The organism is Collinsella sp. AF20-14LB, assembly GCF_003459505.1.
GTDB lineage: Bacteria > Actinomycetota > Coriobacteriia > Coriobacteriales > Coriobacteriaceae > Collinsella.
Genome location: NZ_QRWD01000015.1, coordinates 42,269 through 65,575 on the forward strand (window position 1 = coordinate 42,269; position 23,307 = coordinate 65,575).

At 58.3% G+C, this 23,307-nt stretch carries 30 protein-coding genes; 29 read left to right on the forward strand and 1 reads right to left on the reverse strand.

Annotated features, from left to right (window positions below):
- The 27 genes from DWX63_RS08245 (at position 1) to DWX63_RS08375 (ending at position 20,056) form a co-directional block, all read left to right on the forward strand.
- Positions 1 to 552 (forward strand): hypothetical protein, encoded by a 552-nt coding sequence (locus DWX63_RS08245; RefSeq protein WP_117843391.1) that lies wholly within the window; start codon positions 1 to 3, stop codon positions 550 to 552.
- Between the two features lie 21 nt (positions 553 to 573).
- On the forward strand, positions 574 to 1,086 hold the full coding sequence (locus DWX63_RS08250; protein WP_117843392.1) for a hypothetical protein: 513 nt from the start codon (positions 574 to 576) through the stop codon (positions 1,084 to 1,086).
- Between the two features lie 8 nt (positions 1,087 to 1,094).
- A complete protein-coding gene (locus DWX63_RS08255; RefSeq protein WP_117843393.1) occupies positions 1,095 to 1,661 on the forward strand; it encodes a hypothetical protein in 567 nt (188 codons plus the stop codon).
- A 433-nt stretch (positions 1,662 to 2,094) separates the two neighbouring features.
- Positions 2,095 to 3,189 (forward strand): DUF6273 domain-containing protein, encoded by a 1,095-nt coding sequence (locus DWX63_RS08265; RefSeq protein ID WP_117843395.1) that lies wholly within the window; start codon positions 2,095 to 2,097, stop codon positions 3,187 to 3,189.
- 235 nt (positions 3,190 to 3,424) lie between these two features.
- Positions 3,425 to 3,820, forward strand: a complete 396-nt coding sequence (locus DWX63_RS11530) for an HNH endonuclease (RefSeq protein WP_117843396.1) — start codon at positions 3,425 to 3,427, stop codon at positions 3,818 to 3,820.
- Between the two features lie 12 nt (positions 3,821 to 3,832).
- Positions 3,833 to 4,048 (forward strand): hypothetical protein, encoded by a 216-nt coding sequence (locus tag DWX63_RS08275; protein WP_117843397.1) that lies wholly within the window; start codon positions 3,833 to 3,835, stop codon positions 4,046 to 4,048.
- A 180-nt stretch (positions 4,049 to 4,228) separates the two neighbouring features.
- Positions 4,229 to 4,609 carry a helix-turn-helix domain-containing protein gene (locus DWX63_RS08280; RefSeq protein WP_117843398.1) on the forward strand — a complete coding sequence of 127 codons (381 nt, stop codon included), beginning with the start codon at positions 4,229 to 4,231 and terminating at the stop codon, positions 4,607 to 4,609.
- An 11-nt stretch (positions 4,610 to 4,620) separates the two neighbouring features.
- Positions 4,621 to 4,794: a hypothetical protein gene (locus DWX63_RS11290; protein ID WP_158557012.1), complete on the forward strand. Its 174-nt coding sequence runs from the start codon at positions 4,621 to 4,623 to the stop codon at positions 4,792 to 4,794.
- 222 nt (positions 4,795 to 5,016) lie between these two features.
- Positions 5,017 to 5,274 (forward strand): Flp family type IVb pilin, encoded by a 258-nt coding sequence (locus DWX63_RS08285; protein ID WP_117843399.1) that lies wholly within the window; start codon positions 5,017 to 5,019, stop codon positions 5,272 to 5,274.
- 89 nt (positions 5,275 to 5,363) lie between these two features.
- On the forward strand, positions 5,364 to 6,176 hold the full coding sequence (locus DWX63_RS08290; RefSeq protein WP_117843400.1) for an A24 family peptidase: 813 nt from the start codon (positions 5,364 to 5,366) through the stop codon (positions 6,174 to 6,176).
- 4 nt (positions 6,177 to 6,180) lie between these two features.
- The gene (locus tag DWX63_RS08295; protein WP_117843401.1) at positions 6,181 to 6,657 is read left to right on the forward strand and encodes a TadE family protein; all 477 of its coding nucleotides are present in this window, start codon (positions 6,181 to 6,183) and stop codon (positions 6,655 to 6,657) included.
- A complete protein-coding gene (locus DWX63_RS08300; RefSeq protein WP_117843402.1) occupies positions 6,654 to 7,130 on the forward strand; it encodes a TadE family protein in 477 nt (158 codons plus the stop codon). Before DWX63_RS08295 ends, DWX63_RS08300 begins: the two co-directional genes overlap by 4 nt.
- Positions 7,131 to 7,742: a hypothetical protein gene (locus tag DWX63_RS08305; RefSeq protein ID WP_117843403.1), complete on the forward strand. Its 612-nt coding sequence runs from the start codon at positions 7,131 to 7,133 to the stop codon at positions 7,740 to 7,742.
- 54 nt (positions 7,743 to 7,796) lie between these two features.
- Positions 7,797 to 8,684 carry a Flp pilus assembly protein CpaB gene (gene cpaB, locus DWX63_RS08310; protein ID WP_158559659.1) on the forward strand — a complete coding sequence of 296 codons (888 nt, stop codon included), beginning with the start codon at positions 7,797 to 7,799 and terminating at the stop codon, positions 8,682 to 8,684.
- Positions 8,685 to 8,686: 2 nt separating this feature from the next.
- Positions 8,687 to 10,000 (forward strand): CpaF family protein, encoded by a 1,314-nt coding sequence (locus DWX63_RS08315; protein ID WP_117843405.1) that lies wholly within the window; start codon positions 8,687 to 8,689, stop codon positions 9,998 to 10,000.
- Between the two features lie 2 nt (positions 10,001 to 10,002).
- Positions 10,003 to 10,932, forward strand: coding sequence for a type II secretion system F family protein (locus tag DWX63_RS08320; protein WP_117843406.1), 930 nt, complete (start codon positions 10,003 to 10,005; stop codon positions 10,930 to 10,932).
- Positions 10,933 to 10,943: 11 nt separating this feature from the next.
- Entirely contained in the window at positions 10,944 to 11,831 is an 888-nt protein-coding gene (locus DWX63_RS08325; protein WP_117843407.1) for a type II secretion system F family protein, read from the forward strand.
- A 15-nt stretch (positions 11,832 to 11,846) separates the two neighbouring features.
- Positions 11,847 to 12,290 (forward strand): DUF5684 domain-containing protein, encoded by a 444-nt coding sequence (locus tag DWX63_RS08330; RefSeq protein WP_117843408.1) that lies wholly within the window; start codon positions 11,847 to 11,849, stop codon positions 12,288 to 12,290.
- Positions 12,291 to 12,812: 522 nt separating this feature from the next.
- Positions 12,813 to 13,910: a hypothetical protein gene (locus DWX63_RS08335; RefSeq protein WP_117843409.1), complete on the forward strand. Its 1,098-nt coding sequence runs from the start codon at positions 12,813 to 12,815 to the stop codon at positions 13,908 to 13,910.
- A gap of 229 nt (positions 13,911 to 14,139) precedes the next feature.
- Positions 14,140 to 15,348, forward strand: a complete 1,209-nt coding sequence (locus tag DWX63_RS08340; protein WP_158559660.1) for an ArdC family protein — start codon at positions 14,140 to 14,142, stop codon at positions 15,346 to 15,348.
- A 2-nt stretch (positions 15,349 to 15,350) separates the two neighbouring features.
- Positions 15,351 to 15,788, forward strand: coding sequence for a hypothetical protein (locus tag DWX63_RS08345; RefSeq protein ID WP_117843411.1), 438 nt, complete (start codon positions 15,351 to 15,353; stop codon positions 15,786 to 15,788).
- A gap of 85 nt (positions 15,789 to 15,873) precedes the next feature.
- The gene (locus DWX63_RS08350; protein ID WP_117843412.1) at positions 15,874 to 16,383 is read left to right on the forward strand and encodes a hypothetical protein; all 510 of its coding nucleotides are present in this window, start codon (positions 15,874 to 15,876) and stop codon (positions 16,381 to 16,383) included.
- Positions 16,384 to 16,533: 150 nt separating this feature from the next.
- Positions 16,534 to 17,289 (forward strand): hypothetical protein, encoded by a 756-nt coding sequence (locus tag DWX63_RS08355; protein WP_117843413.1) that lies wholly within the window; start codon positions 16,534 to 16,536, stop codon positions 17,287 to 17,289.
- Between the two features lie 10 nt (positions 17,290 to 17,299).
- Entirely contained in the window at positions 17,300 to 17,794 is a 495-nt protein-coding gene (locus DWX63_RS08360; RefSeq protein ID WP_117843414.1) for a hypothetical protein, read from the forward strand.
- Positions 17,791 to 18,990, forward strand: a complete 1,200-nt coding sequence (locus DWX63_RS08365) for a hypothetical protein (protein ID WP_117843415.1) — start codon at positions 17,791 to 17,793, stop codon at positions 18,988 to 18,990. Before DWX63_RS08360 ends, DWX63_RS08365 begins: the two co-directional genes overlap by 4 nt.
- Entirely contained in the window at positions 18,990 to 19,625 is a 636-nt protein-coding gene (locus DWX63_RS08370; protein WP_158559661.1) for a DUF3846 domain-containing protein, read from the forward strand. Before DWX63_RS08365 ends, DWX63_RS08370 begins: the two co-directional genes overlap by 1 nt.
- 2 nt (positions 19,626 to 19,627) lie before the next feature.
- A complete protein-coding gene (locus DWX63_RS08375) occupies positions 19,628 to 20,056 on the forward strand; it encodes a hypothetical protein (protein ID WP_117843417.1) in 429 nt (142 codons plus the stop codon).
- Positions 20,057 to 20,079: 23 nt separating this feature from the next.
- Here the strand turns inward: DWX63_RS08375 and DWX63_RS08380 are convergent, their stop codons facing one another.
- A complete protein-coding gene (locus DWX63_RS08380; protein WP_158559662.1) occupies positions 20,080 to 20,289 on the reverse strand; it encodes a hypothetical protein in 210 nt (69 codons plus the stop codon).
- 167 nt (positions 20,290 to 20,456) lie between these two features.
- On the opposite strand from DWX63_RS08380, the gene DWX63_RS08385 reads away from it, so the two are divergent.
- Positions 20,457 to 20,888: a hypothetical protein gene (locus DWX63_RS08385; RefSeq protein WP_117843419.1), complete on the forward strand. Its 432-nt coding sequence runs from the start codon at positions 20,457 to 20,459 to the stop codon at positions 20,886 to 20,888.
- Positions 20,881 to 23,307: hypothetical protein (locus DWX63_RS08390; RefSeq protein ID WP_117843420.1), on the forward strand; the 2,427-nt coding region annotated here is incomplete at its 3' end. The genes DWX63_RS08385 and DWX63_RS08390, both read left to right, overlap by 8 nt.

A 23,307-nucleotide genomic window follows, 5' to 3' on the forward strand; every position in this document is an offset into this window, starting at 1 on the left:
ATGATAGTCAAAGGTTCCTGCGATATAGCGCTCAGTCGCGATGAGCTTGTCGAGTTGCTCGCCAAGCTGTACCTGCTGGACGGCGGCTATTCTTCCTTCAATCTCGTGCCGTCCACTGAGATCGCCAAGCTGATCGTCAAGAAATGCTCCGTGAGTGCGACAGGCTGCGAATTCTCCCTCTCCCTCACCGCATTGCAGTCGATCAGGGTCTTCGCTCTTCTCGAGAAGGCGGCGGGACGGCACATCCCGACCGAGGCGTACCGACGCGCAGACGCGGCCGCCGATGAGATTTCGGATCGCTGCGATCCGAGTCGCTTCAAGTTGACCCCCTCGGAACGGGAATTCTATATGGCGGCTCTCGATGCCCTCGAGAAGTCAGTCGGGCAGCGCGTCACCATACGAGAGCTGTCGAATCAGGCAGGCGTCCAGTACGAACCGTTCCGCCGCTTGGTGAAGCGGCTCGAGCATATCGGCTATATCGAGCGCTTTGGCAAGCTCACCGCCTCTTTCGACCGCGACCGTGCAATGGAGCTGTTGCGCATAGGCATCTAGATAGACTTTTGGAGCCATCGCATGGATAACTTCGGCAACATCCACACAATCAATTTCGAGCCCGTCAGGGATCTCATTATCGAAGCGTATAAGTCTGGGGATTTTGAAGCGGCGGATGAGATCATCGCCCGCAACACGGTCATGGAGACGGCCATGATCTCGAGACTCGTGAACGGCGCCATGGATGCGTATTGCTGGTCGAGCGGGCGCAGCGTTTCGCACATGCTCTCCCGTACGTCCCATCCGGGTTACACGCTCCAGCTCACTACCTTTCACCGCGGCCATGCGTGGGGAGATATCAATGTCAAGCATGCCGGCAAGGGCGAGCTCAGTTTGCCAGATGGCGTGTGCGCGGTCGGTATCGAGCATGCCGATTCGGGTATCGAGGATGAGCTTGCCGAGCGTTTCGGCATCTATATCACACCCGATGTGTATGAGCGGTTCGGGCGTGAGGGCGGAAGGTCTGTAAGCGTTGAACCTGTTTGCCGGGACGAGCGCGGTGCGGACTGCGAACTTTCGAGCGATGAGCGTTAGGAGTCGACATGGGAACCCACCATCAGCCCTATTTTCTGGAAAAGGCTAAAGAAGACCTCGTACACCATAGCGCCGCATGGGTCGTGAAGCAGCCTGAGCGCTCCCCTATCTTCGTCGATTGCCATGCCGTCGAAGATTCCGCACTCGGGCGCGGCTGGGACTTGCAGGTGACGATCTGGAGCCGCGACGAGGCGGGAATCTGGTCGTGTGGCGGGGCGCTTCAGGAGCACGGGTCGCTTGGGGATGCGCACGATGCGGCACGGTTTGCCGAGGCACTTGCCAGCGAGTCGGGTGCCTCTAGCATGATCCCCTACAACGTCTTCGAGGAAGTCGTGGATGAGCATGACACGAACTATCTCATCGCGCTCGCTATCTGCATCGATCAGCTGCCCAACTGTGTGACAGGCGATGAGGTCTCTAGACGAATCAGGCTCAACGCCGACCAGGATATGGATGAACGCCGCGGGCTTACGGCGCGTGAGCAGGACGGGCCATCGGTCTCGCTCGATGAGCTGGCAGAGGTGTATGGGAACCAAGCTGAGGCGGATGAGGTGGAAGTTGCCTTGGAGCGTTGAGGTGTGCCTTTGTGGCACGAGGGGTTGCCACCTCTCGCCGTTTGGGATACTTGAGCAGATGGAGGGTTATGCTTTAGAGCTTTCCTGTCTCGCCCTCCATCGTGTTTGGGGCGCCGTGCCGGGTGATTTCATCTGGCACGGCTTTTTTCGTGCGGGTTTTGGGGTGAGGGGTAATGGCTTGGATGGATGGTCGGGCGCTGAGGGCCTTGGACGGATACGGGGCGGCTGCACGAGGTATGCGGTACGGGCATCTTGGAAGGATGAGAATAATAACAAGTTGCTGTTCTGCGGGATGCCAAGAAAGGCGTCCCGCTTGCTGTTCTAGATGAGGTGCTAGTTGCTTTGAGCGCCGCAGCGGCAAGACCTCCCCAATTCTCCGCGCCACCCCTACGATTGCGCCGTATCTACAAACCCTGAGCGAAGGGAGCCGCATATGCATGCAGCGGCATTTTCGCCTCGGGGGGGGGTCGTTCCTAAGACGACCCGCCTCAGAGGCCAGTCTATCATCGAGTACGTCCTGATCATCGCCGTCATCGGCCTGGTAATCGTATTCGCGGGACCCGGCGTCGCCGGTGCCATTCGCAACCAGTTCAACCTGGTCTGCAACACCCTGGACAGCGGGACGAGCGGAGGCATCGAGGGCGGCGGAGCATCCGGTGGCGGCTCCGCTGGGGCCGATTCCGCGATCGTCCAGACGGCTGTGGCCAAAGATGCCAAGGACTGGACGCTCGACGAGCAGAAGGCCGTGGCCGAGGATATCGCGGCCAAGGGCGAGGCCTCGCCCGCCTACGCCAAAGCGAAGGCTGCGATGGATGCCGGAACCGAATTCTCGATGAAATTGACGAACAGCGATATTCTTAAGTACCGCATCATCGGCATCAACCACGACGATTTGGCCGACGGCTCGGGTAAGGCGGGCCTGACGTTTCTCACCACCTCACCGACCATCTCGTCCTACATGTGCTACAAGGGTTCGAAATCTAACGCCGGCGGTTGGGAGAAGTCGGAGCTCCGTCAGAAGATGAACTCCGGCGAGATCTGGAACCTGATGCCGACCGAGTTCCAGGGAAAAGTCAAGAGAGTAAAGAAGTTGACGAACAACGCCGGCAGCGGTGAGGAGATTTTAGGCGATGAGGAGAACAAAAATATCTCCGCGACGGCTACCTTGGACAAGCTGTTTCTGCTCAGCTATTCCGAAATCGTCCCAGCTGCCCACGGAGAAGGGGAAATCATCCCAAGCCTCCCCGGAACCCCCATCGGCGGCCCCACCCACAATTGGGCCTACAAGTACCCGTGGACTTCCTCCGAGGGCACCCAGTACGAGGCCTTCCAAGGCAAGGTAACGGAGAGGTATTCGAACAACGCTTGTCTGCAGCTTGACAGCGAAGGTTTCCGTTGGGAGTGGTGGGAGCGTACGGTAAATCCTTGCTCCTCTACGGGCTTCCTCAATGTCGATGCCAACGGCAATCCGTCGGACAGCTGCGACCAGAAGGCCTCGCTTTACGTCTGCCCCGCTTGGTGCTTCTAGCTTGTCTAGCGAAAGGCCCGCGCGGGATCGCGCGGGCCTTTCTTTTGGCGATTACTCGAACAAATTGGGGTACATGGCACAGGTAATCGGCTTGAGGAGAAATAGGGTCATACAGCGGCCCTCAGAGCGCCTGCCGCCCTCCCATATCGTTGCCGCTGCGGCAGTACGTTATGGGTGGGTATCGGGGTTCGGTATGTTTGGCACGGCAGGCCCTCAATGTACCGAAAGGATAGACATGGAACAAATGACCGATGCCATGATGCCGTTCTTTACGCTTGCAATTGTCCTGTTTGGCATAGAGACCGTGTTCGATATGTTCTGGCGCGAGCATAAGAAGGCCAAGCGCGAGCGTGAGCGTGAGCAAAAGCGGGAGAAGCGACGGCGGGAATACCAAGACCGCCGTATGGCGAACGATGCCGAGCATGCGAAGGTGACCCGCGCGATGCGCTATGACGTGCTTCGGCGCGATGGGTTCCATTGCGTGCGGTGCGGGAGAGGCCGTGAGGATGGGGTGAAGCTGCACGTCGACCATGTGGTCCCCGTTTCGCGCGGCGGTAAGTCGGTTATGGACAACCTCCAAACCCTTTGCGAGGACTGCAATTGCGGCAAGGGAAACAAGTACGTTGAATAGGAGAATCGGATTATGTATCAAACGGTAATCGGCTCGGACGGCAAACTGCATCTCGAACGGCAATTCGGCAACCAGAGAATCGACCTCACCACGGGAGACGTCAAGACGGTCATCCCAGGGTTCGGAGGCATGAATACCGTTATCGATGAGAGCGGTGTGCATACCGAGATGCAGATCGGGAACATGCGCCAGACGATTGGCAAGAACGGGTTCGACTGGATGCTGTAGGCGCGGTTTGCCGCTACAGATCTGTTTCTTATCGTACGATATGTTGATTCTGCTCTGATGTTATCTTCGGGACGGGTGGAATCATATTGAACGGGGGTCAGAATGACCCTACTTAAGTTTTACGGCTCGCTGGGTTAAGTTTTGGCTTGTGCAAAATCTCAACTCAACGGGCGGCTGCTTATGAACACTTACAAGGACGTGACCCGCAGGGAACAAATCGCAGGACGCGACATCGAATCCGGGGACACGGAACTCGGAGTCCGCATCTGGCGAATCATGCGAAAAAAGGGTATGAACCAGAGTTCGCTCTCAGAGGCCTCTGGGGTATCCAAGAACATTATCACTCGCCTACTGACGGGCCGCAGAATGACCTCCTTCGAGAATATCGAGAGGATTGCCACGGTGCTCGACGTCTCGCTTGACGAGTTCAGGCCACCTGCGCATCGCCCGCGTAAGGAATTTGCGGGTTCAGTCCAGACAAAGCAAGGGAACAAGGTCGATACGTCTCGTCCGAATGGCGAGCGCAACCCTGAACCGGATGACATCAACCTCTACAAATAGGAAGCGATCTCGTGAAGAAGTATTTCGTTCTGGTCAATAAGGAAGGCCTGCCATATATCTCCATCAAACGAGAGCCGAACGATTGCCCGCTTGTCGGTATCTGCTCAGATCTGGCAAGCGCCAAATCGCTCATGAAGGCATTTCTCGAGTCGCGCGACAAGGGAAAAGGCATTAAGCCCGAATAGCGCGAGATGATTTTAATAACAGTGTTTTAACGGTCGGCCGATACGGTCGGCCGTTTTTTATTCGGCTCCCCTTTCAGGCGGTTCTCTAAAACCACCAAGTTATGAAGGAATGTGATTGCCGCTGCGGCACGACATAATTTCTCACTTGACGGAGTTCGATTATGTTCGCCGAGGGAGCGCGCCCCTCGCCTTCTATCGTTCTCTACTGAGAGGATTCATTCAATGGATTTCGTCAACTCCGCCTGCGCCCACGCCGTGGTCGCCAAGAACCAGCTCAAGAACAAGCTCGTGCGTGACTTCCGCGCCGCCAAGGCCGGTGAGCTGTCCGGCCAGGGCCTCATCGAGTACGTCCTGATCATCGCCGTCATCTCGCTCGTTGTCGTCTTCGCCGGCCCCGCCGTCGCAGGCGCCATCCGCAATCAGTTCACTAAGATTTCCGAGACCTTGAACACCGGTACCGGTACCGGCTTCGGTGCCTAGTGGCTGAGCTGCTTGCATATTTGGCACCGTCCGTTTCCCAAAGACGGCTGGTGCCTTTTCTTTTTAGACAGAGACTGACAGGAGACCCTATGACCGCAATCAATGGAGTAATAGGAGGTATCGGCGCGGCGTTCATCCTTGCCGCCGCCATCTTCTCGCTCGCGGCGAAGAATCGTGATGCCGAGGAAGTCGATACCGCACAGATCCATGCCATCGAGAACGGTCTTGAGACGGACGCCGAGTGGGTCGAGGAGATCCGCGACGGGGCGTTCAAGGGGCTCGTCAGCCCTTCTGTCGCCCGCGCCGCCTGCTCCGTCTGCGATTTCAGCGATGAAGACCTCGTGGGTATCGAGAAATCCTATAAGTTCTGGGGCGGCCGCGAAGACGGCCGCTTCGATACGGGTTGTTCGGATTGGCTGCTGGGGGTTGGCCTTGTCGGCGGCGTCGCCGCCGGTGCCATCGCCAGCGCCTTGACAGAGCCCTCCTTCGGCTTCTGGGTCGCCACGCTCATCAGTATCTGCATCAATGATTTCAGGTACCGCCGCATCGACCTCTACTCGATCGCCTTTCTCGCCCTCTTCGGACTTCTTATGGGCGGCGGCGCGAATATCCCGCAGAGGCTCGCCCAGGGGGTCTGCCTTGCCGTGGTCCTGTATCTGGCAGCTTGCGGCGCGGAAATGGTTTGCGGGAAAGAGGCGTTCGGCCTAGGCGATGTCCTTTTGCTCGGAGCAGTGGGCGCATCGGCCGTGTACAGTTCAAGCGCCCTTCTGGCCGCATGCCTTGCCCTGCTGGCCGAATGTTCCATTATCCTCGCCGTGCTGAAGATCAGGAAATCGGATACGGCGCTGCCTTTCGCTCCCCTCGCCTTTCTGCCTGCTCTCGCCTTCGTCCTAGCTGCGTGATGCCATGAAACGTTTTCCAAATTGCCATCGATGCGGAGGACAGTCGCTCGTTGAGTTCGTCCTGTGCGCCCCGCTGCTCATCATTATGCTGTTCGCCCTGCTCGACGGGTCGGCCTACTACCGCAGCGCCATGTGCGTGCGCACGGCAGCCACCGAAGCGGCCACGTTCTACACGAAGCAGCCCGATGCATCCGATGCCGATGTCAAGGCCCATGTACTCGCTTGCGTCAAGGGAACCGAAGGCATCGAGTTCTCCTTCAGCGCGGAGGACGCAGGCACCACGGAGAGCGACTATACGATGCGCGTCAAGCAGTCCAGCGGCTGGAAGATTGCGGATGTGAAGACCGTTACGAAAAGCAAGGCGTTCACCTGTAAGAAGACCATTAAGACCTTCCTGCCCTCGCTTTTCGGCGAGGGGAATACCGCCACCGCCACGGCGACCGTGGTGGGCAGCTCCTCGGAAGAAGGTGTGCTGCGATGAGATTCCATCACCTTCGCGGCCAGACGACCGTAGAGTTCGCCTTTGCGGGCATCTGGCTCATCCTCTTGATGATGGCCGTGCTGTGCTTCGGTTTCATCACCTTCCAGAAGTCCTCATTCGACTACCAGGTATCGCATATGGCAGACGAGCTTCCCAGCGGTTGGGAGTCCATGGATGCCAAGCGGGTCGTCAAGAGCTGCGTCGCGGCCGCCTCGGGGCTTTCCGAGGACGATATCGAGGTCAACTCCGCCGAGATTCATCTCGAGGACAAAGGCAGTACCGACCTCGGCAACAGCACTGCAGTGCAGCTCGGAAGCGAGCTGAAGACGACGACCGCCAGCTATCTCGACATCTGCGCCGATATCACCGTCCACCTGGGTCGAGGTATCGGATTTGCGGGTGCCGGTGGTATCCCCTACCGGAGATCCGTCAGGCAGAGCTTCACCGTCGAGCGTCGTTGGGAGGTGGCATAGATGGAACGATTCGGCAAGGGAACCACACGCGGGCAGGCGCTCGTGATGTTCGTCCTAGTTGCCGCCGTCCTCGTCATGGTGCTGGGGTTGGCGATCGATGCGTCGGGCGCTTGGTGGAAATCGCAGCGTCAAAACGATGCGATTGAAATCGCCAAGGAATCAGCCCTTTCGCGCAGCAACGAAATCAAGTTCAATGCCACGGATTCGACCCGCGCCCTCGACGAGATCATCTATTCGTCCCTGACGGAGAACCTTCGCGGCCTCGACAGCTCAGAGGTCTCCGTGACCTCGTGGGAGGTACCCGAAACCAAGACCGGTAGCATGAACAGGCTTATCGGAGTCGAGGTCTCGGTTACCGGCACGTACAGGTGCGTTTTCGCCCAGACGTTCGGGTTCGCCTCGGTCCCCGTCAAGAACACCATCACGTTCACCATCAACCCGTATTCATCTACCGAGGTCTGGCGGCAGAACTCCGCCGGCCATGGCTGCAGGCTGGTCAAGTCTGCAGACAAGTCGGTGGGTCAGGAAACCTATACGACGCTCAGCATGGCCTCGGATATCTCCGATGCGCTGAACGATGCAATTAACAAGGGACTCGCGGAACTCTCGTGAGTGCCGGAGCCATAAGCGATGAGACAGGCGCTCGCGGCGCCGGAAAGGAACACCATGTTCAACAAGAAGGATAAGGATCCCATTGAGCCTCTGGAGGGCGAGGAGGTCAAGAAAAAGGGATTCCCCGCGTTCGGTCGCAAGAAGGAGAAAGACCCTGCGGCAAAAATCGTGACGCCCGAGAAACGCCGCCGCCAGCTCTCTTGGCTCTGCGGTGCGTGCGCTGCGGTCGCGGTCGGCTCGCTGGCATTTGCGGCCGTGGAGTTCACCGTAGCCCAGGATACGGTCGCCAAAAGCCAGGCGGACATGATCGAAATCGTCGTTCCCAAGGAGACCATCAAGGCGGGAACCCCCATCACCGCCGACATGCTCGAGGAGGCACAGGTGCCCAAGCGCTACGTGCCCGCCGATGCGGCCGATGGGTCGAGCAAGTCCGATCTTATCGGCAAGGCTCCCGTCGGCGACTTGTCGGCCGGCGTGCCGATCTCCATGGGTACCGTGCAGGGTTCGTCCAACCCGTCGTCCATCTCGCTCGCTCTCGCTTCCGGCCATGTCGCGCGAACTTTCTCGCTCGATGCCGCTGCCAGCATGTCGCCGCTGCTCAAGCCGGGTGACTATGTCACCGTGACCGCGACCTTCAAGTCCGGCAACGGCTCCACGCAGCAGACCGTCGCCTACCAGAACGTCAAGGTCCTCGCAACCGATGCCACGCTCCAGAGTTCCGACGGCTCCTCGCAGAGTGCCGGCTACTCGACCGTCACCCTTGAGCTGACGCCCGAGCAACTCTCTGAAATCGGCACCGCCGATTCCATTAGCCTCGCCGCCCAGCCGCTCAGTGAGAACCCGAAGGACGATTCCGACCCCGATGCCCTCGATGCGCAGAGCGATAGCGATTCCGGCACCGCGCCTGTCGTGGACGCAGATGATACCCCGGCTGAGGAGTAAACATGCTCGATAAGATGTACGACAACGCCGTCGCCGAGGTCATGTCGCGATGCGCCAACGACCTGCAAAATCAGGTGGCCCTCGTCGGAGAGGTGTCCGACGGCATCGAGCGCCTGCAAGACCGCGCTCTCGCATACGTCAGCCGCTCGCCGGCCTTCGAGGACGCGGATGAGGACGTGAAGCGCCAAGCGGCCAAGTTCGTCGTAGACGACCTGTTCCAGCTCGGCCCCATCGAGGAGTTGCTCTGGGACCCGGAAGTGTCGGAAATCATGGTCAACTCGCCCGATCAGGTCATGGTCGAGCGCCGCGGCAAAATCACGCTCTCGGGCGTTCATTTCTTCGATGAGGAGCATGTCCAGAGGACTATCGCGCGAATCGTCTCCTCGGACGGGCGCAGGTGCGACAACCAGAGCCCGCTTTGCGACTGCATGCTGCACCGCACGGGGGCGCCGTTCGACGGCAGCCGCGTCAACGCCGTGGCCTTCGGTATCGCAAAACATTGGACGCTCGACGTCCGTAAGTTCCGCAACGACGCCCTCACGCCCGAATCGCTTATCGCCAACGGATCCATGGACGAGAACATGGCGGACTTCCTGCAGGCACTCGTCCTCGCACGCATGAACATCGTCATCGAGGGCGGCACAGGCTCGGGCAAGACCACGCTGCTCAACGCACTCTCCAACTTCATCCCCGACGGCCAGCGCATCATCACGGTCGAGGACACCGCCGAGCTCAACTTGGCGAAGAGCCACGTCCTGTCGCTCCAGTCCCGCCCCGCCAACAACGAGGGCAAGGGCGAGATCACGCTCCAGCAGCTGGTCATCAACACGCTGCGCCAGCGCCCCGACCGCATCGTCGTCGGCGAGTGCCGAGGACCGGAGGCGTTCGACATGCTCCAGGCCATGAACTCGGGTCATGACGGCTCGCTCACGACCACGCACGCGAACAATCCCCGCGCCGCCCTCGACCGCCTGCAAAACCTCGTGCAGATGAGCAGAGCAGGCGCAAACATGCCCCCCGACGCCATCATGAAGATTATCACCGAGGCCGTCGACTTCGTGGTCGAGATCAAGCGCCTCCCCGACGGCAGCCGCCGCGTCAATAACATCTGCGAGGTCTGCGGCATGCAGGGCAATGTGCCCACCGTCGGTTCCATCATGAAGTTCCAGAAAACGGGCGTCGATTCCAACGGCCGCATCAAGGGCGAGTTCCGCCCCACCGGCTCGCGCATCGTCTCCGAGGACCACAAGGAGCGCTTCTACTCCAACGGCGTCGAGATCAAGCCCAGCTGGTTCGACAACGGAGGGTTGTGGTAGCCATGAGCCAAACTCTGGTCAGCTATTTCTTCTACGGCGTCACGTACGTCCTGATCATCGCGGTGCTGACGCTATGCGTCATGGCGCTTCTCGTCTCCAGGCAGCTGCGCGTCCTCTCCGAGCGCCGCAACGTCTACCATGAGGGCGAAGAGGTTTCCAAGAAGAAGCATTCCAGCATCCTCGTCGAACTCCGTGAGGTCGCACGCCAGCATATCGAGGGCAGCGGCGTGAAGTTCTCCTTGAACGAGTTCATGAGCATCTGGGCGGCCTGCACTGCGGTGCCGCCCCTGCTCGGCATCGTCATGGGTATGAACGCGCTCGTCGTCATGCTGCTCGCGGCACTCGGAGCGTTCCTGCCCCTGTTCTTCCTGTCTGCCAAGAAAAAGCACAGCGAGAAGCGATTCGAGGAGCTTCTGGGTCAGACCATGCCGCTCATCTCGGCTAACCTTCGCGGCGGCGCGATGCTGTCGCAGGCAATCCGCCCCGTCGCGGAGAACATGGACGAGCCCATCAAGAGCGAGTTCGAACAGCTCCGTCGCGATATGGACCGCGGCATGCCCGTGGACAAGGCTCTCGACAAGCTGGCCGAGCGAAACAAATCGGCCGACCTCAAGCTGTTCGCCTCGGCCGTCCGCGCCCAGATGCGTACCGGCGGCTCGCTCGCAGACATCGTCGACTCGGTGGGCAACACCATCCAGCAGCGCTGCGAGATGCGCCAGATGGTGCGCTCCCGCACCTCGCAGGCGCGTTTCACGGCCATCCTCATGGTCTGCGTGCCGCCCGCGCTGGGACTTGTCTTCTATATCGGCAACGACATGTACCGCGAGTTCTATTCGAGCGCCATGGGACTGGTCGTCATTTGCATCTGCGCCCTGCTCGAGGTCCTCGGCTATTTCATCGCCAACAAGATGCTCGACATCAAGACCGACTAGGAGTGGTTCATATGATCGTAGACGGAACAACTATCGGCCTTATCGGCGCGGGGTCGCTCGCGGCGGGTCTCAGCACCACGCTGGCGGTGCAGAAGAAATTCGGCATCGAGGTGCGCAACCTCAACCAGAAGACGCTCAAGCAGCGCAGCGAGGAGATGCAGGACCGCTTCAAGTTCGGCCAGCCGTTCCAGGGGTCTGCCCTCTTCGGTGCCATGTCGCGCGAGCAGGAGGAGCGCCAGCGAGATGCAATCAAACGCTCGGGCCTTAAAATCTCGGCGCTGATGTTCTGGGCCTCCAAGATCATCTGCATCGCCGTCGGCATCATGGTCGGCGTGCTTATCGGCACCAAGCTGAACGGACTTGCGACCGTTGCGGCTGGCGGTCTGGGCGGCATGGTCGGGTATATCCTGCCCGAGCTCTACCTGCTCCAGAAGCGCCGCGAATGGCGCAATAACATCGAGCGCGAGCTGCCCAATGCGCTCGACCTCATGTCCATCTCGATGGCCGCAGGCTCAACGTTCGACGATGCCGTGCGCACGGTGGCCGAGAACTCCGAGGGAGCGCTTGCCGAGGGCTTCCGCGACGTACTGGCCAACGCCCGCTTCATGGATATCACCGATGCGCTCAAGCAGTTCGCCTCCAATGCCGGCGTGCAGCCGCTCACCATCTTCGTGGCCTCCCTTATCCAGGCACGCCAGACCGGAGCCGAGTTTGTCGAGGTGCTCGAGAATCAGGCTCAGACGGTGCGCACGTACCGCAGGCAGAAGCTGGAGGAGGAAATCAACAAGATCGGCACCAAGATGCTCATCCCGATCATCTTCCTGATCTTCCCCGCCCTGTTCGGCGTGCTTCTGTCGCCTGCGGCCATGTCGGCTATCCAGGCTATGGGCAGCCTGTAGGGAAGGGGATTTCAGATGCTCGATGCTATTGAATCGGCTCTGCTCGTTCTTCTCTTTGTCTTGCTGGCTTTTATCTGGCTCGTACCTATCGCCGGCAAATGGAAGGTCTATGGGAAGCTCGGTATGCCCGGCTGGTACTCGATTGTCCCGGTCTATGCAGACTACAAGCTATGCGAGCGCGTACACCGCGGCGACGGTACAAGGACGTTTCTCATGGCGTACCTCATCGTGCTTATCTGCTCGTGGGCGTTCTGCTGGGTCGATACGGTCGGCTGTTTGCTTGCGTTGGTCCAGCTCGTGATGAATATCATCGTGCTTAACGATCTGTCCCATGCTTTCGGGAAGGAGACCGGCTACACGATCGGGCTTGCCATCGCTGGGTTCATCTTCTGGACGATGCTCGGGTTTGGTTCCAGCGAGCCTGTCAATCTGGATAGCGATGCGGACGATGAGTTCTAGGGGTTATGAGGGATAATAACAAGCTGCTTTGCTGCGGGGCGCTCATTAGGGGCGCCCCGTTTGGTTTGCTGGGTGATTGGCGGGAGACTGTGTAGGGATGTAGGTGCGTAGCTCGGTAGCGGTGTAGGTTGGTGAATGAGGACAAGGATAATAAGAAGAATAATAAGAAGAAAGACAAAGAGAGGTTCGGGGATGTGCGGGTGAAAAATGATAATAACAAGTAGCTATCCTGCGGGGTGCCATGATGGGCACCCCTTTGTTTTGGCATGGTGGCTTCTAGATGGATGAGTGTAGGGCCGTAGCGGTGTAGCTAGGTAATCCGGATTTTGCACGGTGACAGACGGTTGTCCGCCTTATATATCTATCTGATGTCAGGGAGCTGGGCAAATTATCTTGGTGAAAGACGGTCGGCGGGATAGATGCTTGGCAGGTTCTACTTGTGTCCCGCGCAAGTTGACGGCATGAGTGGGGTTTGAGAATCGAGAGAGGAAATGAATCCCCTTGATTTAGGAGATGAGCCGGATGGGTTCTCAAATCACTAAAATCCCCTCTATCTGCGGAGACCAATACCCTGGTATCGGATACCAGGTGGATTGCGGCGAGTCGGTTCGCGTTGCGATGGCATGGCCTTCAGCTTCTGCCGGCGGCTGGCGCAGCCTCACCATGGAGGTACCGAAGAAACTCAGTCTCGAAAGTGAGTTGAACGGCGTTTCGGTGGAGACGCTCTTGAAATCCGCAGGTGAGCTATTTGAAGACAACGACCTCGATGGGTTCAGGCGGTTCGAGCAAATGATCGGGGATAAGTTGGCCAGTACGGTCGTACGGCTATTTGCCCGCTATGCGCCTGTCGATTTGACCCATGCGGGCAACGCAGAGGCGTGTCGCGCTGAAATCGAGAAGTATCTCGGTGGGGATATCCCGGAGCTCGAAACTGGGAAAACGGAAAAAGCATCTGGAAAATTCCGAGCCGTACTTGTGCCTGTGGGCTCCGATCCCGTTGCCATTGGAATCAGCAGCGGGCAAGACATTATGAATCACGTTGGAGGTTTCTTTAACGAGGCCACGGGAAACATGCCCTGCGATAGGGGTAAGGGAATCGTGCCGTTGGATGTCTTTCCATTCAATGTCTCGATATACGTCAATGGTAGGACTATCTCTCCTAATAGGTCTCTTTCCGTTCCTCAGCCTAACTGTCAGCCTAACCGTGCCTTCTATGCAACCGAGAGCATGGAAAAAGAAGGCTGCCGTTCTTCAGTTGATGGCAAACCCGTGGTCGCCGGTCTGCCCATGTCCGTGCTTTACGGAAATATCGTCGTCAATGGCTTCGATCCCGACCGCGCTTGTGACAGGTCTCTCACCGATGGCGAGATGATGGATGTCATGAATTACTTCCAGCGCGAAAGCCCCCGCGGCAGCGGGCGCGAGGTCGCTCTTGTTGTCCAAAACGGTCTGTATGGCGAGTTGAGGGAGTCGCTTACTCATGACTTCCCTAACGGACCGGAGGTTGTTGACGTTCGCGATAACGTCGAGTCGCTCGATGATCTCATGGAGCAGAAGGTCGAGGTAGCTGAGGGAAACGAACTTGGCGAGGACCTGGACGTATCCAACGGGGAACGCTAAGGAATAAGGATAATAACAAGCTGCATTGACGCGGGACGTCTTTTGGGGACGTCCCGTTTGCTTTACCGGGTGTTTTACGTGTAGCCGTGTAGCGCGGTAGCTGCGTAGCTAGATAGACATGTGGTTGCTTAAGTCCCCGGAAAAGGCTACTTCTGTCCCTCAGTGGGTCGATGGGGAGACATCCGTTTATGTTCGAGATGGATTGTCCGAGCGTGAATGGGAGCTACCTATGGCCAAGAGAACCTATGGCAAATATCAAGGAAAGAGTCCGACCGAGAAGCTGACGGATGCCCGTCAGGCGCTCTTCGATGCGCTTCTCGCGGACATGGAGCGCGAGGGCTCCCGATGGGTCAAGGAGTGGTCGTTCCCACACCCGCCCATGAACGGCGCTACAGGTGAGGGCTACGGGCCGCGAAATACCGCCATGCTCATGTACGCCATGAGGGACGGAGGCTTCAGGGACCCGCGATTCGCCACGTTCAAGATGGCATCGGATAAGGGCTGCCATATCATCAAGGGGTCGCACGGCTACCCCATCGAACGCTGGAAGCGCATGCTCGTAAGCAGGACGGACCCGACCGCCCGCCTCAAGCAGCCCAAGACCAAAGAGGAATGGGATATCGCCCTCGCAAATCCCGAATACAAGGCCGAGCCGCGCTGCGTCGGCACGTTCACGGTGTTCAATGCCGAGCAGATGGAGAACACGGAAAACCTCGTCTCCGTTGAGGGCTTCAAACCCATCGAGCCCGATCGCGTGGCCGACGGCATCGTCAAGGCATCGCCCTGCCCCGTAATCGAGACGCCGAACGCCGAGGCGTTCTACCTGCCCGGCGCAGACAAGATCTACGTCCCGCAGCGCAACCAGTTTACGAACGTGGAGTCGTTCTGCCGAACGCTGCTCCACGAGATGGGGCACGCCACGGGCCATCCGAGCAGAAACAACCGCGAGCAGTGCGGATTGAAGAAGGATCGGCAGAAGTACGCCTTCGAGGAACTCATCGCCGAGCTCTCGAGTGTGTTCACCGCGAACGCCATCGGTCTCGATCTCCGTAACGTCGACGACGACAAACCCCTTGCCGCCAACGAGGTCGATGCCATGTCGAACTCGGCTGCCTACCTCAAGAGTTGGTCCCAGGAGTTCAAGGATCCGGGCGGCGAGCTACTGAAGGCCGCATCGCGGGCGAGCAAGGCGACCGATTACCTCGTGGAAGACTGCTTCATCCCGAAGCTCGGCAAGGACTACTTCAAGTCCCCGGAACACGCTACCGAGGCGGTAGCCGACGTCGATATGGAACGCGACGCTGAGGCTGAGGTCGAGCAGGGAGACGATGGGTTCAGTCTCGACGAGCTGTGTGAGTCCAAATGCGATGAAGCGGACATCGCCAACGGCACTGGGCGGAGCGATACGGCATCCGTTAATTATGAGGAAGGACGATAGCCATGCTTGAGGATCTGGAAATCAATTCGTTCGATGATCTGAAAACCGCACTAGGTGAGGCTCTGCACAATGGCGCGGCTTCACCTGAGGCGGCAGATTACCTGATGGAGCGATTCGAAGTCCTCTGCATGGATATCGACAACGTGTTTCTCGCCATATCCGCCAATGACATCAAGGAATACTATCCGAACCTGTCGCTCGATGAAGCCCGCGAAGTGCGCGATAACGCCAACGAGAACCTATGGAACTCGGGTGGATATGACGACATCAACGATGTGGCTTGGGGGCAAATCAAAGCCGAGGTCAAGTGCGTGCGGGATGCGCGTCATGACTCTCGTTGCGAAGAGACGAGTCTCGACGACCTTGCTGAAGCGTATGGCGATGAGGGTGCTTGCCAAGAAAGCTGCGGCTCGCGCGATACGGAGGGCATCCCGAGGTAGATGCTACTTCTGTCCCCTGGGGCGACTCGGCCGGACAGGGCTTCATGCTAGTCATTAAGTTATCAATTCGCGTGATGGAGGAACCATGAGCGAGCAGAACAACATGAACAAGGGCAAGGTCCGCATTGACTTCCCGCCGAAGTGGGTGACTGCTGAGAAGGCCAACGGTGAGCCGTATACCATCTCCAACGGCAAGGGCGAGTCTTGGCCTGCCGTCAAGTGCACCCTTCCTAGCGGCACAAAGGTCGATGGCAAGGACCTCTCCGGCTTCAGCTTCACCACGTTCCAGAAGCCGTGGAACAAGACCGATATCGAGGCCGGCAAGGGCACGGGCGTCTTCGTCAATGCCGATCGCAATGTGAGCCTCTTCAAGTACGACCAGGACGGCCAGCGCCACGATGAGTCCGTCGAGCCGCAGAAGCTCTCCGATGCCGTCGAGACCGCCCGTGCGGAGTACCGCGAGCAGCACCAGAGCCACGACCGATCCCAGGAGCAGGAGACCGGTCTCGATGAGCTTTGCGAGCAGAAGACCGCCGAGGCCAGTGAGCGCGATGGCGGCTCTCAGGATCGCAGCGCCCAGAACGTCCAGCGCTAATCGCCGATAGCCATTGGATGCGGGGAAAGACGGAATTCCGTCTCTCCCCTTTTCTTTTGGCGCAAAGGCTACTTTCGTCCCCTTTGCGGCGTGCGCGGGACGTCAAAAGTACGCTGGGATACATCAGAAGCCTAGAGAGATGGAGTAGCTATGCCTGAGGTCAAGCCGAGTATTTCGGAGCTGTATGAGTCCGGCGGTCTGGATATGTGGCTCGTCAACAAAATTGCCCACAACGAGCTGGATAAACGTAAAGGCGATACCCGTAGCTCGGTATATGCACTCGCATCCGAAAACATCGACTGCTATACGGATTCCAGATGCTGCGAAATAATCGAGAACTATGCTGCTGTCCTCGATTCTCAATTGACTGCCGAGGACCACGGCGGCGGCAAGATTTCTTCTGAGTTCATTCTCGGTTCTGCTATCGCTCTTGGTGCGGCATCTCAAGCTCGAGCTGATATTGAATATTTCGATCAGGAGTTCAAGTCTCGAGCCTTTATTGAGCTTTCTGATCTCGGCATGTCTGAACTGCAATCGAGCTGTCGTGATGCGGATGAATATGCGCTTGCCGGAGTCAATCCCGATATCAAGTTCCCCATCGGTTTCGTCTCCGTTCAGGATGTAGCGGATACGGTCAACGAACTCGGCTCCGAGCATATGAAAGAGACGCTCAAACCTGCCGCCCTCGAGAAGGTAGCCGTTAGTCTTGCGGAAGCAGAACAGCGCATCGAACGGGACGATCTCGCCGCGGGGATCGCATTCAACGCGGGGCTGGAGATGGGATATATCGAGGACAAACGAGGGGAACAGGGTCTCAATGATATCTGTTCGGCGAAAAGCGAGGAAGCTGCCCTTATTTCTGACGGAAATGAGGTCGAGCGCGTAGGAATCGAAAACGAAAAATAAGGAGGACGATATGAACGGTGGGTCTTGCAGCCTCTATATCGAGGGCAAGGGAAAGGTCTCCGTCAGTATCGGCGGCAGTCCGAGTATGCCCAGCATCAGTTTTACCGGACTTCACGGACACGGAGCCGTCGGCTACAACACCGCTCGCGTGTGCGAGAAGGCAGCTATCCGCTGCGCCCTGCGCAGCGCCGGCTTCGATATCCCTAGGGCCAGCATTCGCATCGACGTCGACGAGTCTGCCCACGAGTTCGGACACATGTGCATCGAGAACGCCTGCGCCCAGGGCATCGCCATCGCGAGCGGTCAGGCGAAGATGCCCGAGGGCGGTCGCGTGGATGCCACTCCAATCATAATCGACGGGTCTACGCTTCGCCTGGAGCCGATCAAGGGCGGCAGCGAGCGCGGGCTGGATGAACTTTGCGACGAGAAGCAGGCCGAAGCGGATTTGGCCGAGGGGACGGCTGACCGCGATGGGCAGTTCGAGCATAAGGAGAGCGGACGATGAGCAAAATCGGAAACATCAGGGTTGACGTCGCAGCAAGCGATGCGGCCTATTACGCTTACGCCCCGCATGACAGCATTACCCTGCCGATGGCGCCTGATGATCTGCAAAAGGTCATCGACAAGGTGACCTATTTCGGCAGGCACGACTATGCCATCGAGGATATTCGGACTTCCGGCAAGTTCGACAAGTTGCACTTCGCTGAGGACGAGCTCGTGGACCTGCGAGCACTCAACGCCATGGCGGAGTGCGTTAAGCGCAATCCCGACATTGATTACGATGCCGTCTGCGACTACTGCGATAACTTCGATGTCCCGGTCGACCCGCTCATGGTCGGCAACGTCATCATGCAGGCCGATGAGATGCCGTTTTGCGGCTATTCGGTCGCTGTCGATAGCGAGGCTTCGCTGCCCAGCGACCTGTGGCGGGCATACGGCCTCACGCTCCTCGACCAAGCCAGCGAAGAGCTCGAGTCGTGCGTGAACGACAATCGTCTCTCCCCTGCCTCGAAGGCCAGCCTCTTGAACATCGGCGAGTTGCTCGGCAATGTGCCTGCCGAGGCGCTGGGTGCCAGGATGGCGGCTGGCGGGGACGTGTGTCTCGGGCATAGCGGTTATTTCGACCGCAACTCCAATGAGGTCGACTTGATGAAATTCGATTTGGATGAACTCGAGCAGGCGGCTTTCGAGGGCGACCGCGATTTCGCGGCCGACCGTATCGTCGTCTATGCTGAGGATCGCGAAGCTGCCGATCTGGGACTCAATATCTCCCTGCCGCTGACACTGCCGATGGATGCCGCCGAGCTCGAAGGCACCCTCAAGGACATAGCGGAAATGGAGGGGGTCGATGCTGGCGAGCTCGTCATGTGCGATTATGAACTTCACGGGCGCTTCCGTGAATATTCCTGGCATGATTTCGGTTCGGACGATTCAATTGCCGATATGAACCGTTTCGCGCAGATTGTCGTGGACAACCCCGAGCTCAGCGTCGGGGAGCTCTTCTACTACAATGACGACCATGAGATCTATGACATCGACGCCATCATCGAGTCCGCTGAGAAGATGATTGCTTCGCAGGGGGCGCCAGATGGGGATTTGTGCCTCGATAACCTCGCTGAAGCGAAGGGCGATGAGGCGGAGATGGTCAATGAGGGTATCGGGACTATCGGCGCCGACGCTCTTGCGGGCGGTGAACGATGATGGATACGATTCGCGCCGTGCTGGTTCCCGTTAATGCCGAATGCCGCGAAGTCGAGCTGCCGGTCGATGAGAATGGGAGCTGTGGCGCCGCACTCAAGGGAATTGTCGGCGAGCGGGCCGTCAATGTATCCCAAGAGCTGCCCGACAAGTCTTTGGGAGATGCGGTCTGCGTCTATGTCAATGCTGAAGGGCGGGCGGCTTGTCCTGCCAACCGTGCAATCTGGGCCACCCAGGAGATGGCGGACGAGGATCGTAAGTCCCCTTTCACCGGCCAGACCGTAGTGGCGGGCGACCCGGCCGATGTGCTGTACGGCGATTTCGTTGTGGTGGGCTATGACCCGTATGAGGGGACGGAATGCTCCCTTTCCGATAAGGAAGTGCAGGACGTCGTTGATTTGTTCAGCGGTCGCGGCGGCCCGTACTCGGGCGTGTCGGCGCTCGGCTATATGGAATGCATGAAACCCGACCCAAAGCTCAGGGAGCAGGACGAGTGGAACAACGAGTCCTCGCAGATCGATGAGTTCATCTGCTATAAGAAGGACGAGGCGGCACTGTACAACCAACGTCTCGAGGACGAATATTCCAACTCGTACGACGATAGCTGGCAGAACTCGTACGACGATACGGAGTGGTAGCCATGGGTGCTGTGAGCTACGGACAGGCCGGGTACGTGGGAACCTCCATGAGCGTCCGCGCCCGGGCGGCATATGAGTCGGGCGAGATGCCGATGTCGAAGTGGACGCGCGGCGCCATCATTTCGGCCATCAAGGACTACTGCGACGATTTCGACCTTGCCTACGATTCTAAGATCGAGTCGATGACCAGGGCGCAGCTCGCCGATAGGTATCTCGAATATAAGTCCTGGCACCATACGGGGCGGTTCGCACGCGGGACCGAGTTTTTCGGATTGGATGAGGATGCGGTCTGCGCGGCCTTCCCCGAGGTGGGACCAGATCAAGTTACCGAGCGAGATGAGATTGGAATAGACGGATTACTTGAAGCCAAAAGCGTAGAGGCGGGGCTATCGGAGGAAGTCGGGCTAGTGAGGGAGTCAGGCTGCCGGTAGGCGGATTTGCAGAGATCCGCCCCCTATATCATCCCCTGCTTTCGGAGCAGGTCTTCTAGAATCTCACAGATTTTCGCGTCTTTGGCCTGCTGCTCCCTCTCAAGCTCCTGCTTGTAGTAGCTGTCAAGGTCTGGCTTCCATGTGCTGTACTGCTCGGCAAACTTTCTGCGCGACATGAGGTCGAGGATTAGGTAGACGATATAGGCGATTGCTAAAAGGACGATTACCGCCATGAGGATGTAAGCCAACGAGTTCCTCCAAGTGAATCTTATTTCGAGCACATTCTAGCAGTTTCGGCAGGTTGCGGAAGGCACGGGTGTTGCCGCAGCGGCAAGTCTGAGCGGGGCGGTTGAGCAATGAGTATCCTCGGGAATAATCGCCAGAGCTAGCGGAGGATGATATGAAATTCAATCTCAAAAGGTATATCTCAAGCCCTGATGCCCTCAAGGGAGGGCTTCTGGCCAGTCTTTTCGGACTTCTACCGACGATCGGGTTGGGTGCCGAGTACCTCTTTATAAATGTCACCCATGGCATCGATTTCGCCACGGACGGCCGTCTAGGCGAAGGACGAATCTCGGGAATGATTTCCGTTTCGAACATCAATACCCTATGGCTTCCGCTCACGGGGTTTCTTTTGCTCGTGCCGGCAGTGAGGAATAACAAGGCGGCGCGCATCGCGATCGCCTGCCTTCAGGTCGCCGGTGCCGTCATCAACATCAACCGCGGCTTGGACACGCAGGCGTTTCTCGAACTGATTATCGCGGCGGTCGCGGTGTTGGGCATTTCGAATTACACTGCCGCTTCTAATGACTTGGGGGATATCGATGAGTAAGGGCAACGGTAAGAATCTCGCAAAAGACCCGTATAAAGACATTTCCTTCTCGCGCCGCGGGTTGTTCGCGGCGCTGGCGGTCGTTGCTGGCCTCGGCGCGGTGCCTGCACGGTCTGCCATGGCAAAGGAACTGTGGTTTCGCGGTGAGCACATCAGCCCGCAGCCGAATTCGTATTATTTCGGCGGCTGCTTCACTTCCAACGGCTACACACATTGCGTTACGCATCCAGACCGAACACAGGGTGCGAATAACTACGGCCGCGGCTTCGCACACGGATGGATAACTTGGGTTTCCGCCGATAGGTTTACCTATCAAGGCTGGGATAGCCCTTATCTCCAAGCGCTCGGCTACTCCCTGTGCCTGCTCGTCGAGTGCGACTACTCGAACGAGCTGTACGACCATATCAAAGCGCATCCCTATATGGCCTGCGCGGACATAAACCGCCAAACTGCGAACCGCCTGTGGAAGAACATTCATGCCGATGATAATGACGGCCAGCTTTTCCTGAACAACAACCGGCTTTCGACTTTTCGCGGAGACATGCTCGATACGGACGCGGGCGCGGGAGTCAGCCAGAATAACGGGCATTGGTATATCGTCGGGTACGATGACTATTCGTATGAAAAACCGGAATTGTTCATGCGCCGCTGCGCCAACGAGGCCGTGAACACGTTTCGAGCCGAGGTCGACGTCAAAAACGTGATGAGGAACAACAGGGATGGCACGCCGGACCACGAAAAAGACCTCCGCGAGGTCACGGGTGACATCGATATCGATACCGAGAAAATCAATATCAGGAACGACGTGACGCTTTACGGCGGTGTCTTCAAGCTCTCGCCTTTGGCGTTCCCCAACGCCATGGTGGATGTCGGGCAGGGCGGCTATGTCAGCGGTAAGCCTATTACCCAATGGGGCAACGGTCGAGGACTGTGTTTCTGGAAGGACTACGATGGCGCCAACCAGATGTGGGCCTTCAAGCCTTATCTCGATGACGGGGTGGGCGCCTTCACGTTCGCCCTCGGGAGCCTCATCGGTCCCAAATTGGTCCAGACGCTCAACAATAACGGTCATGTTAACGCCAATAGCTCTTGGAAAAACGGTACTATGGAGACGGGCAGTGCCGTCATTTGGGACATTCGAAAGGCAGCAGGTAGAGAAAATTCCTGGTGGATTGATCATGAACCGTCTGCCACGAACGAAACCGACCATACGTGCTATTTCCTCACCTCGGATGCTGATGGCCAGCGCCTCGACACCCTCGGCGCTTCTGCGAACGGCGCTGCCGTCCGCGTGTCGAGCTATGCTTGCCCAGGCGTTTGGGGTGGTCAGAAGAACGCCCAGTTCAAACTTATCGAGGCACGCTGCGGCGGCTACGTGAAAAACAGTAAGAAGACCGCCAAGATCGGCGATAGCGTCACCTGTGTCGGGTTCATGCCCGATTCAAATGAGACACCCACGCTGTCTCCTAACGGATGGGCGCATAATGTCACAAACCGCAAGGAGCTGCCGCCGCAGCCGATGTATCGCTGGTATGTGACCCGCGATGTGGTCGATATCCCCGATGACGATGATGCGGTCATCATGGCAGGCTGCTGGGTATCTACTTGGGGCAAGCAGACCGAGGCCGCCGCACACCGCCATATCGGATATCCGCACGGTGGGCATTCCATCTACAACCTTGCCTTGCATGTCGAGGGGTCGCAATTCGCGGGTTCGATCTGCTACGCGGCTAGGGCTTGGGATTCCTCGGTCTGGGTGACTGGTCGGGATGGCGCGGAGATCTGTGGCTCCCCTATCGCTGAGGTCAAGATCTGGCTTACCGGCGAGCTGGCCGAGAACTATGACCTGTGCTATCGTTCCATCCCGCTCGACGGCAAGTGGACGGATACCGTCTATTCTTGCGGTCATTCCGATAACGATGGATCGGCGGCACCGTCTTGCGGTAGCATTGGTTCCGCAAAGATGTGCGGCCTCAACGTGCATCTCATCCGCAAGCCGCGCGGGGCTCGCGTGGTCAAGGAGTTTTCCTTCGATGACACGATTAAAATCGCCGAGGATATCTCCAAGGGCAATGATGCCGTTTGGCTGTGGTCGGCGGCGATGATGGGCATCACGACCCTACCGGAAGATGAGAAACGTTTCTGGAGCGACCGCCTGCTCGGTACCGTCGTGGTCGGTAGCGGTATGCCGAAGACTGAGGATGACGAACCGCCCAATCCTCCGACTCGGTTGCAGTCCGTCGTCCACTTTATGCTGGTCGATACCCTCGGCAATACGCAGGAGGTGCACACGGTCTACATCAAGCTCAACACCGACTACAGGACGAGCGAGCGCCAAGGCGATTTCTCGGACGCTCGCGCGGCGCTCGAGCAGGTCATGCGCGACGAGGGGCAGGACATGAGCCTGCTCGACAAATGT

Coding starts and splice junctions, on each gene's coding strand:
- DWX63_RS08245 (WP_117843391.1), top strand. CDS start 1: ATGATAGTCAAAGGTTCCTGCGATATAGCGCTCAGTCGCGATGAGCTT.
- DWX63_RS08250 (WP_117843392.1), top strand. CDS start 574: ATGGATAACTTCGGCAACATCCACACAATCAATTTCGAGCCCGTCAGG.
- DWX63_RS08255 (WP_117843393.1), top strand. CDS start 1,095: ATGGGAACCCACCATCAGCCCTATTTTCTGGAAAAGGCTAAAGAAGAC.
- DWX63_RS08265 (WP_117843395.1), top strand. CDS start 2,095: ATGCATGCAGCGGCATTTTCGCCTCGGGGGGGGGTCGTTCCTAAGACG.
- DWX63_RS11530 (WP_117843396.1), top strand. CDS start 3,425: ATGGAACAAATGACCGATGCCATGATGCCGTTCTTTACGCTTGCAATT.
- DWX63_RS08275 (WP_117843397.1), top strand. CDS start 3,833: ATGTATCAAACGGTAATCGGCTCGGACGGCAAACTGCATCTCGAACGG.
- DWX63_RS08280 (WP_117843398.1), top strand. CDS start 4,229: ATGAACACTTACAAGGACGTGACCCGCAGGGAACAAATCGCAGGACGC.
- DWX63_RS08285 (WP_117843399.1), top strand. CDS start 5,017: ATGGATTTCGTCAACTCCGCCTGCGCCCACGCCGTGGTCGCCAAGAAC.
- DWX63_RS08290 (WP_117843400.1), top strand. CDS start 5,364: ATGACCGCAATCAATGGAGTAATAGGAGGTATCGGCGCGGCGTTCATC.
- DWX63_RS08295 (WP_117843401.1), top strand. CDS start 6,181: ATGAAACGTTTTCCAAATTGCCATCGATGCGGAGGACAGTCGCTCGTT.
- DWX63_RS08300 (WP_117843402.1), top strand. CDS start 6,654: ATGAGATTCCATCACCTTCGCGGCCAGACGACCGTAGAGTTCGCCTTT.
- DWX63_RS08305 (WP_117843403.1), top strand. CDS start 7,131: ATGGAACGATTCGGCAAGGGAACCACACGCGGGCAGGCGCTCGTGATG.
- cpaB (WP_158559659.1), top strand. CDS start 7,797: ATGTTCAACAAGAAGGATAAGGATCCCATTGAGCCTCTGGAGGGCGAG.
- DWX63_RS08315 (WP_117843405.1), top strand. CDS start 8,687: ATGCTCGATAAGATGTACGACAACGCCGTCGCCGAGGTCATGTCGCGA.
- DWX63_RS08320 (WP_117843406.1), top strand. CDS start 10,003: ATGAGCCAAACTCTGGTCAGCTATTTCTTCTACGGCGTCACGTACGTC.
- DWX63_RS08325 (WP_117843407.1), top strand. CDS start 10,944: ATGATCGTAGACGGAACAACTATCGGCCTTATCGGCGCGGGGTCGCTC.
- DWX63_RS08330 (WP_117843408.1), top strand. CDS start 11,847: ATGCTCGATGCTATTGAATCGGCTCTGCTCGTTCTTCTCTTTGTCTTG.
- DWX63_RS08335 (WP_117843409.1), top strand. CDS start 12,813: ATGGGTTCTCAAATCACTAAAATCCCCTCTATCTGCGGAGACCAATAC.
- DWX63_RS08340 (WP_158559660.1), top strand. CDS start 14,140: ATGGCCAAGAGAACCTATGGCAAATATCAAGGAAAGAGTCCGACCGAG.
- DWX63_RS08345 (WP_117843411.1), top strand. CDS start 15,351: ATGCTTGAGGATCTGGAAATCAATTCGTTCGATGATCTGAAAACCGCA.
- DWX63_RS08350 (WP_117843412.1), top strand. CDS start 15,874: ATGAGCGAGCAGAACAACATGAACAAGGGCAAGGTCCGCATTGACTTC.
- DWX63_RS08355 (WP_117843413.1), top strand. CDS start 16,534: ATGCCTGAGGTCAAGCCGAGTATTTCGGAGCTGTATGAGTCCGGCGGT.
- DWX63_RS08360 (WP_117843414.1), top strand. CDS start 17,300: ATGAACGGTGGGTCTTGCAGCCTCTATATCGAGGGCAAGGGAAAGGTC.
- DWX63_RS08365 (WP_117843415.1), top strand. CDS start 17,791: ATGAGCAAAATCGGAAACATCAGGGTTGACGTCGCAGCAAGCGATGCG.
- DWX63_RS08370 (WP_158559661.1), top strand. CDS start 18,990: ATGGATACGATTCGCGCCGTGCTGGTTCCCGTTAATGCCGAATGCCGC.
- DWX63_RS08375 (WP_117843417.1), top strand. CDS start 19,628: ATGGGTGCTGTGAGCTACGGACAGGCCGGGTACGTGGGAACCTCCATG.
- DWX63_RS08380 (WP_158559662.1), bottom strand. CDS start 20,289: ATGGCGGTAATCGTCCTTTTAGCAATCGCCTATATCGTCTACCTAATC.
- DWX63_RS08385 (WP_117843419.1), top strand. CDS start 20,457: ATGAAATTCAATCTCAAAAGGTATATCTCAAGCCCTGATGCCCTCAAG.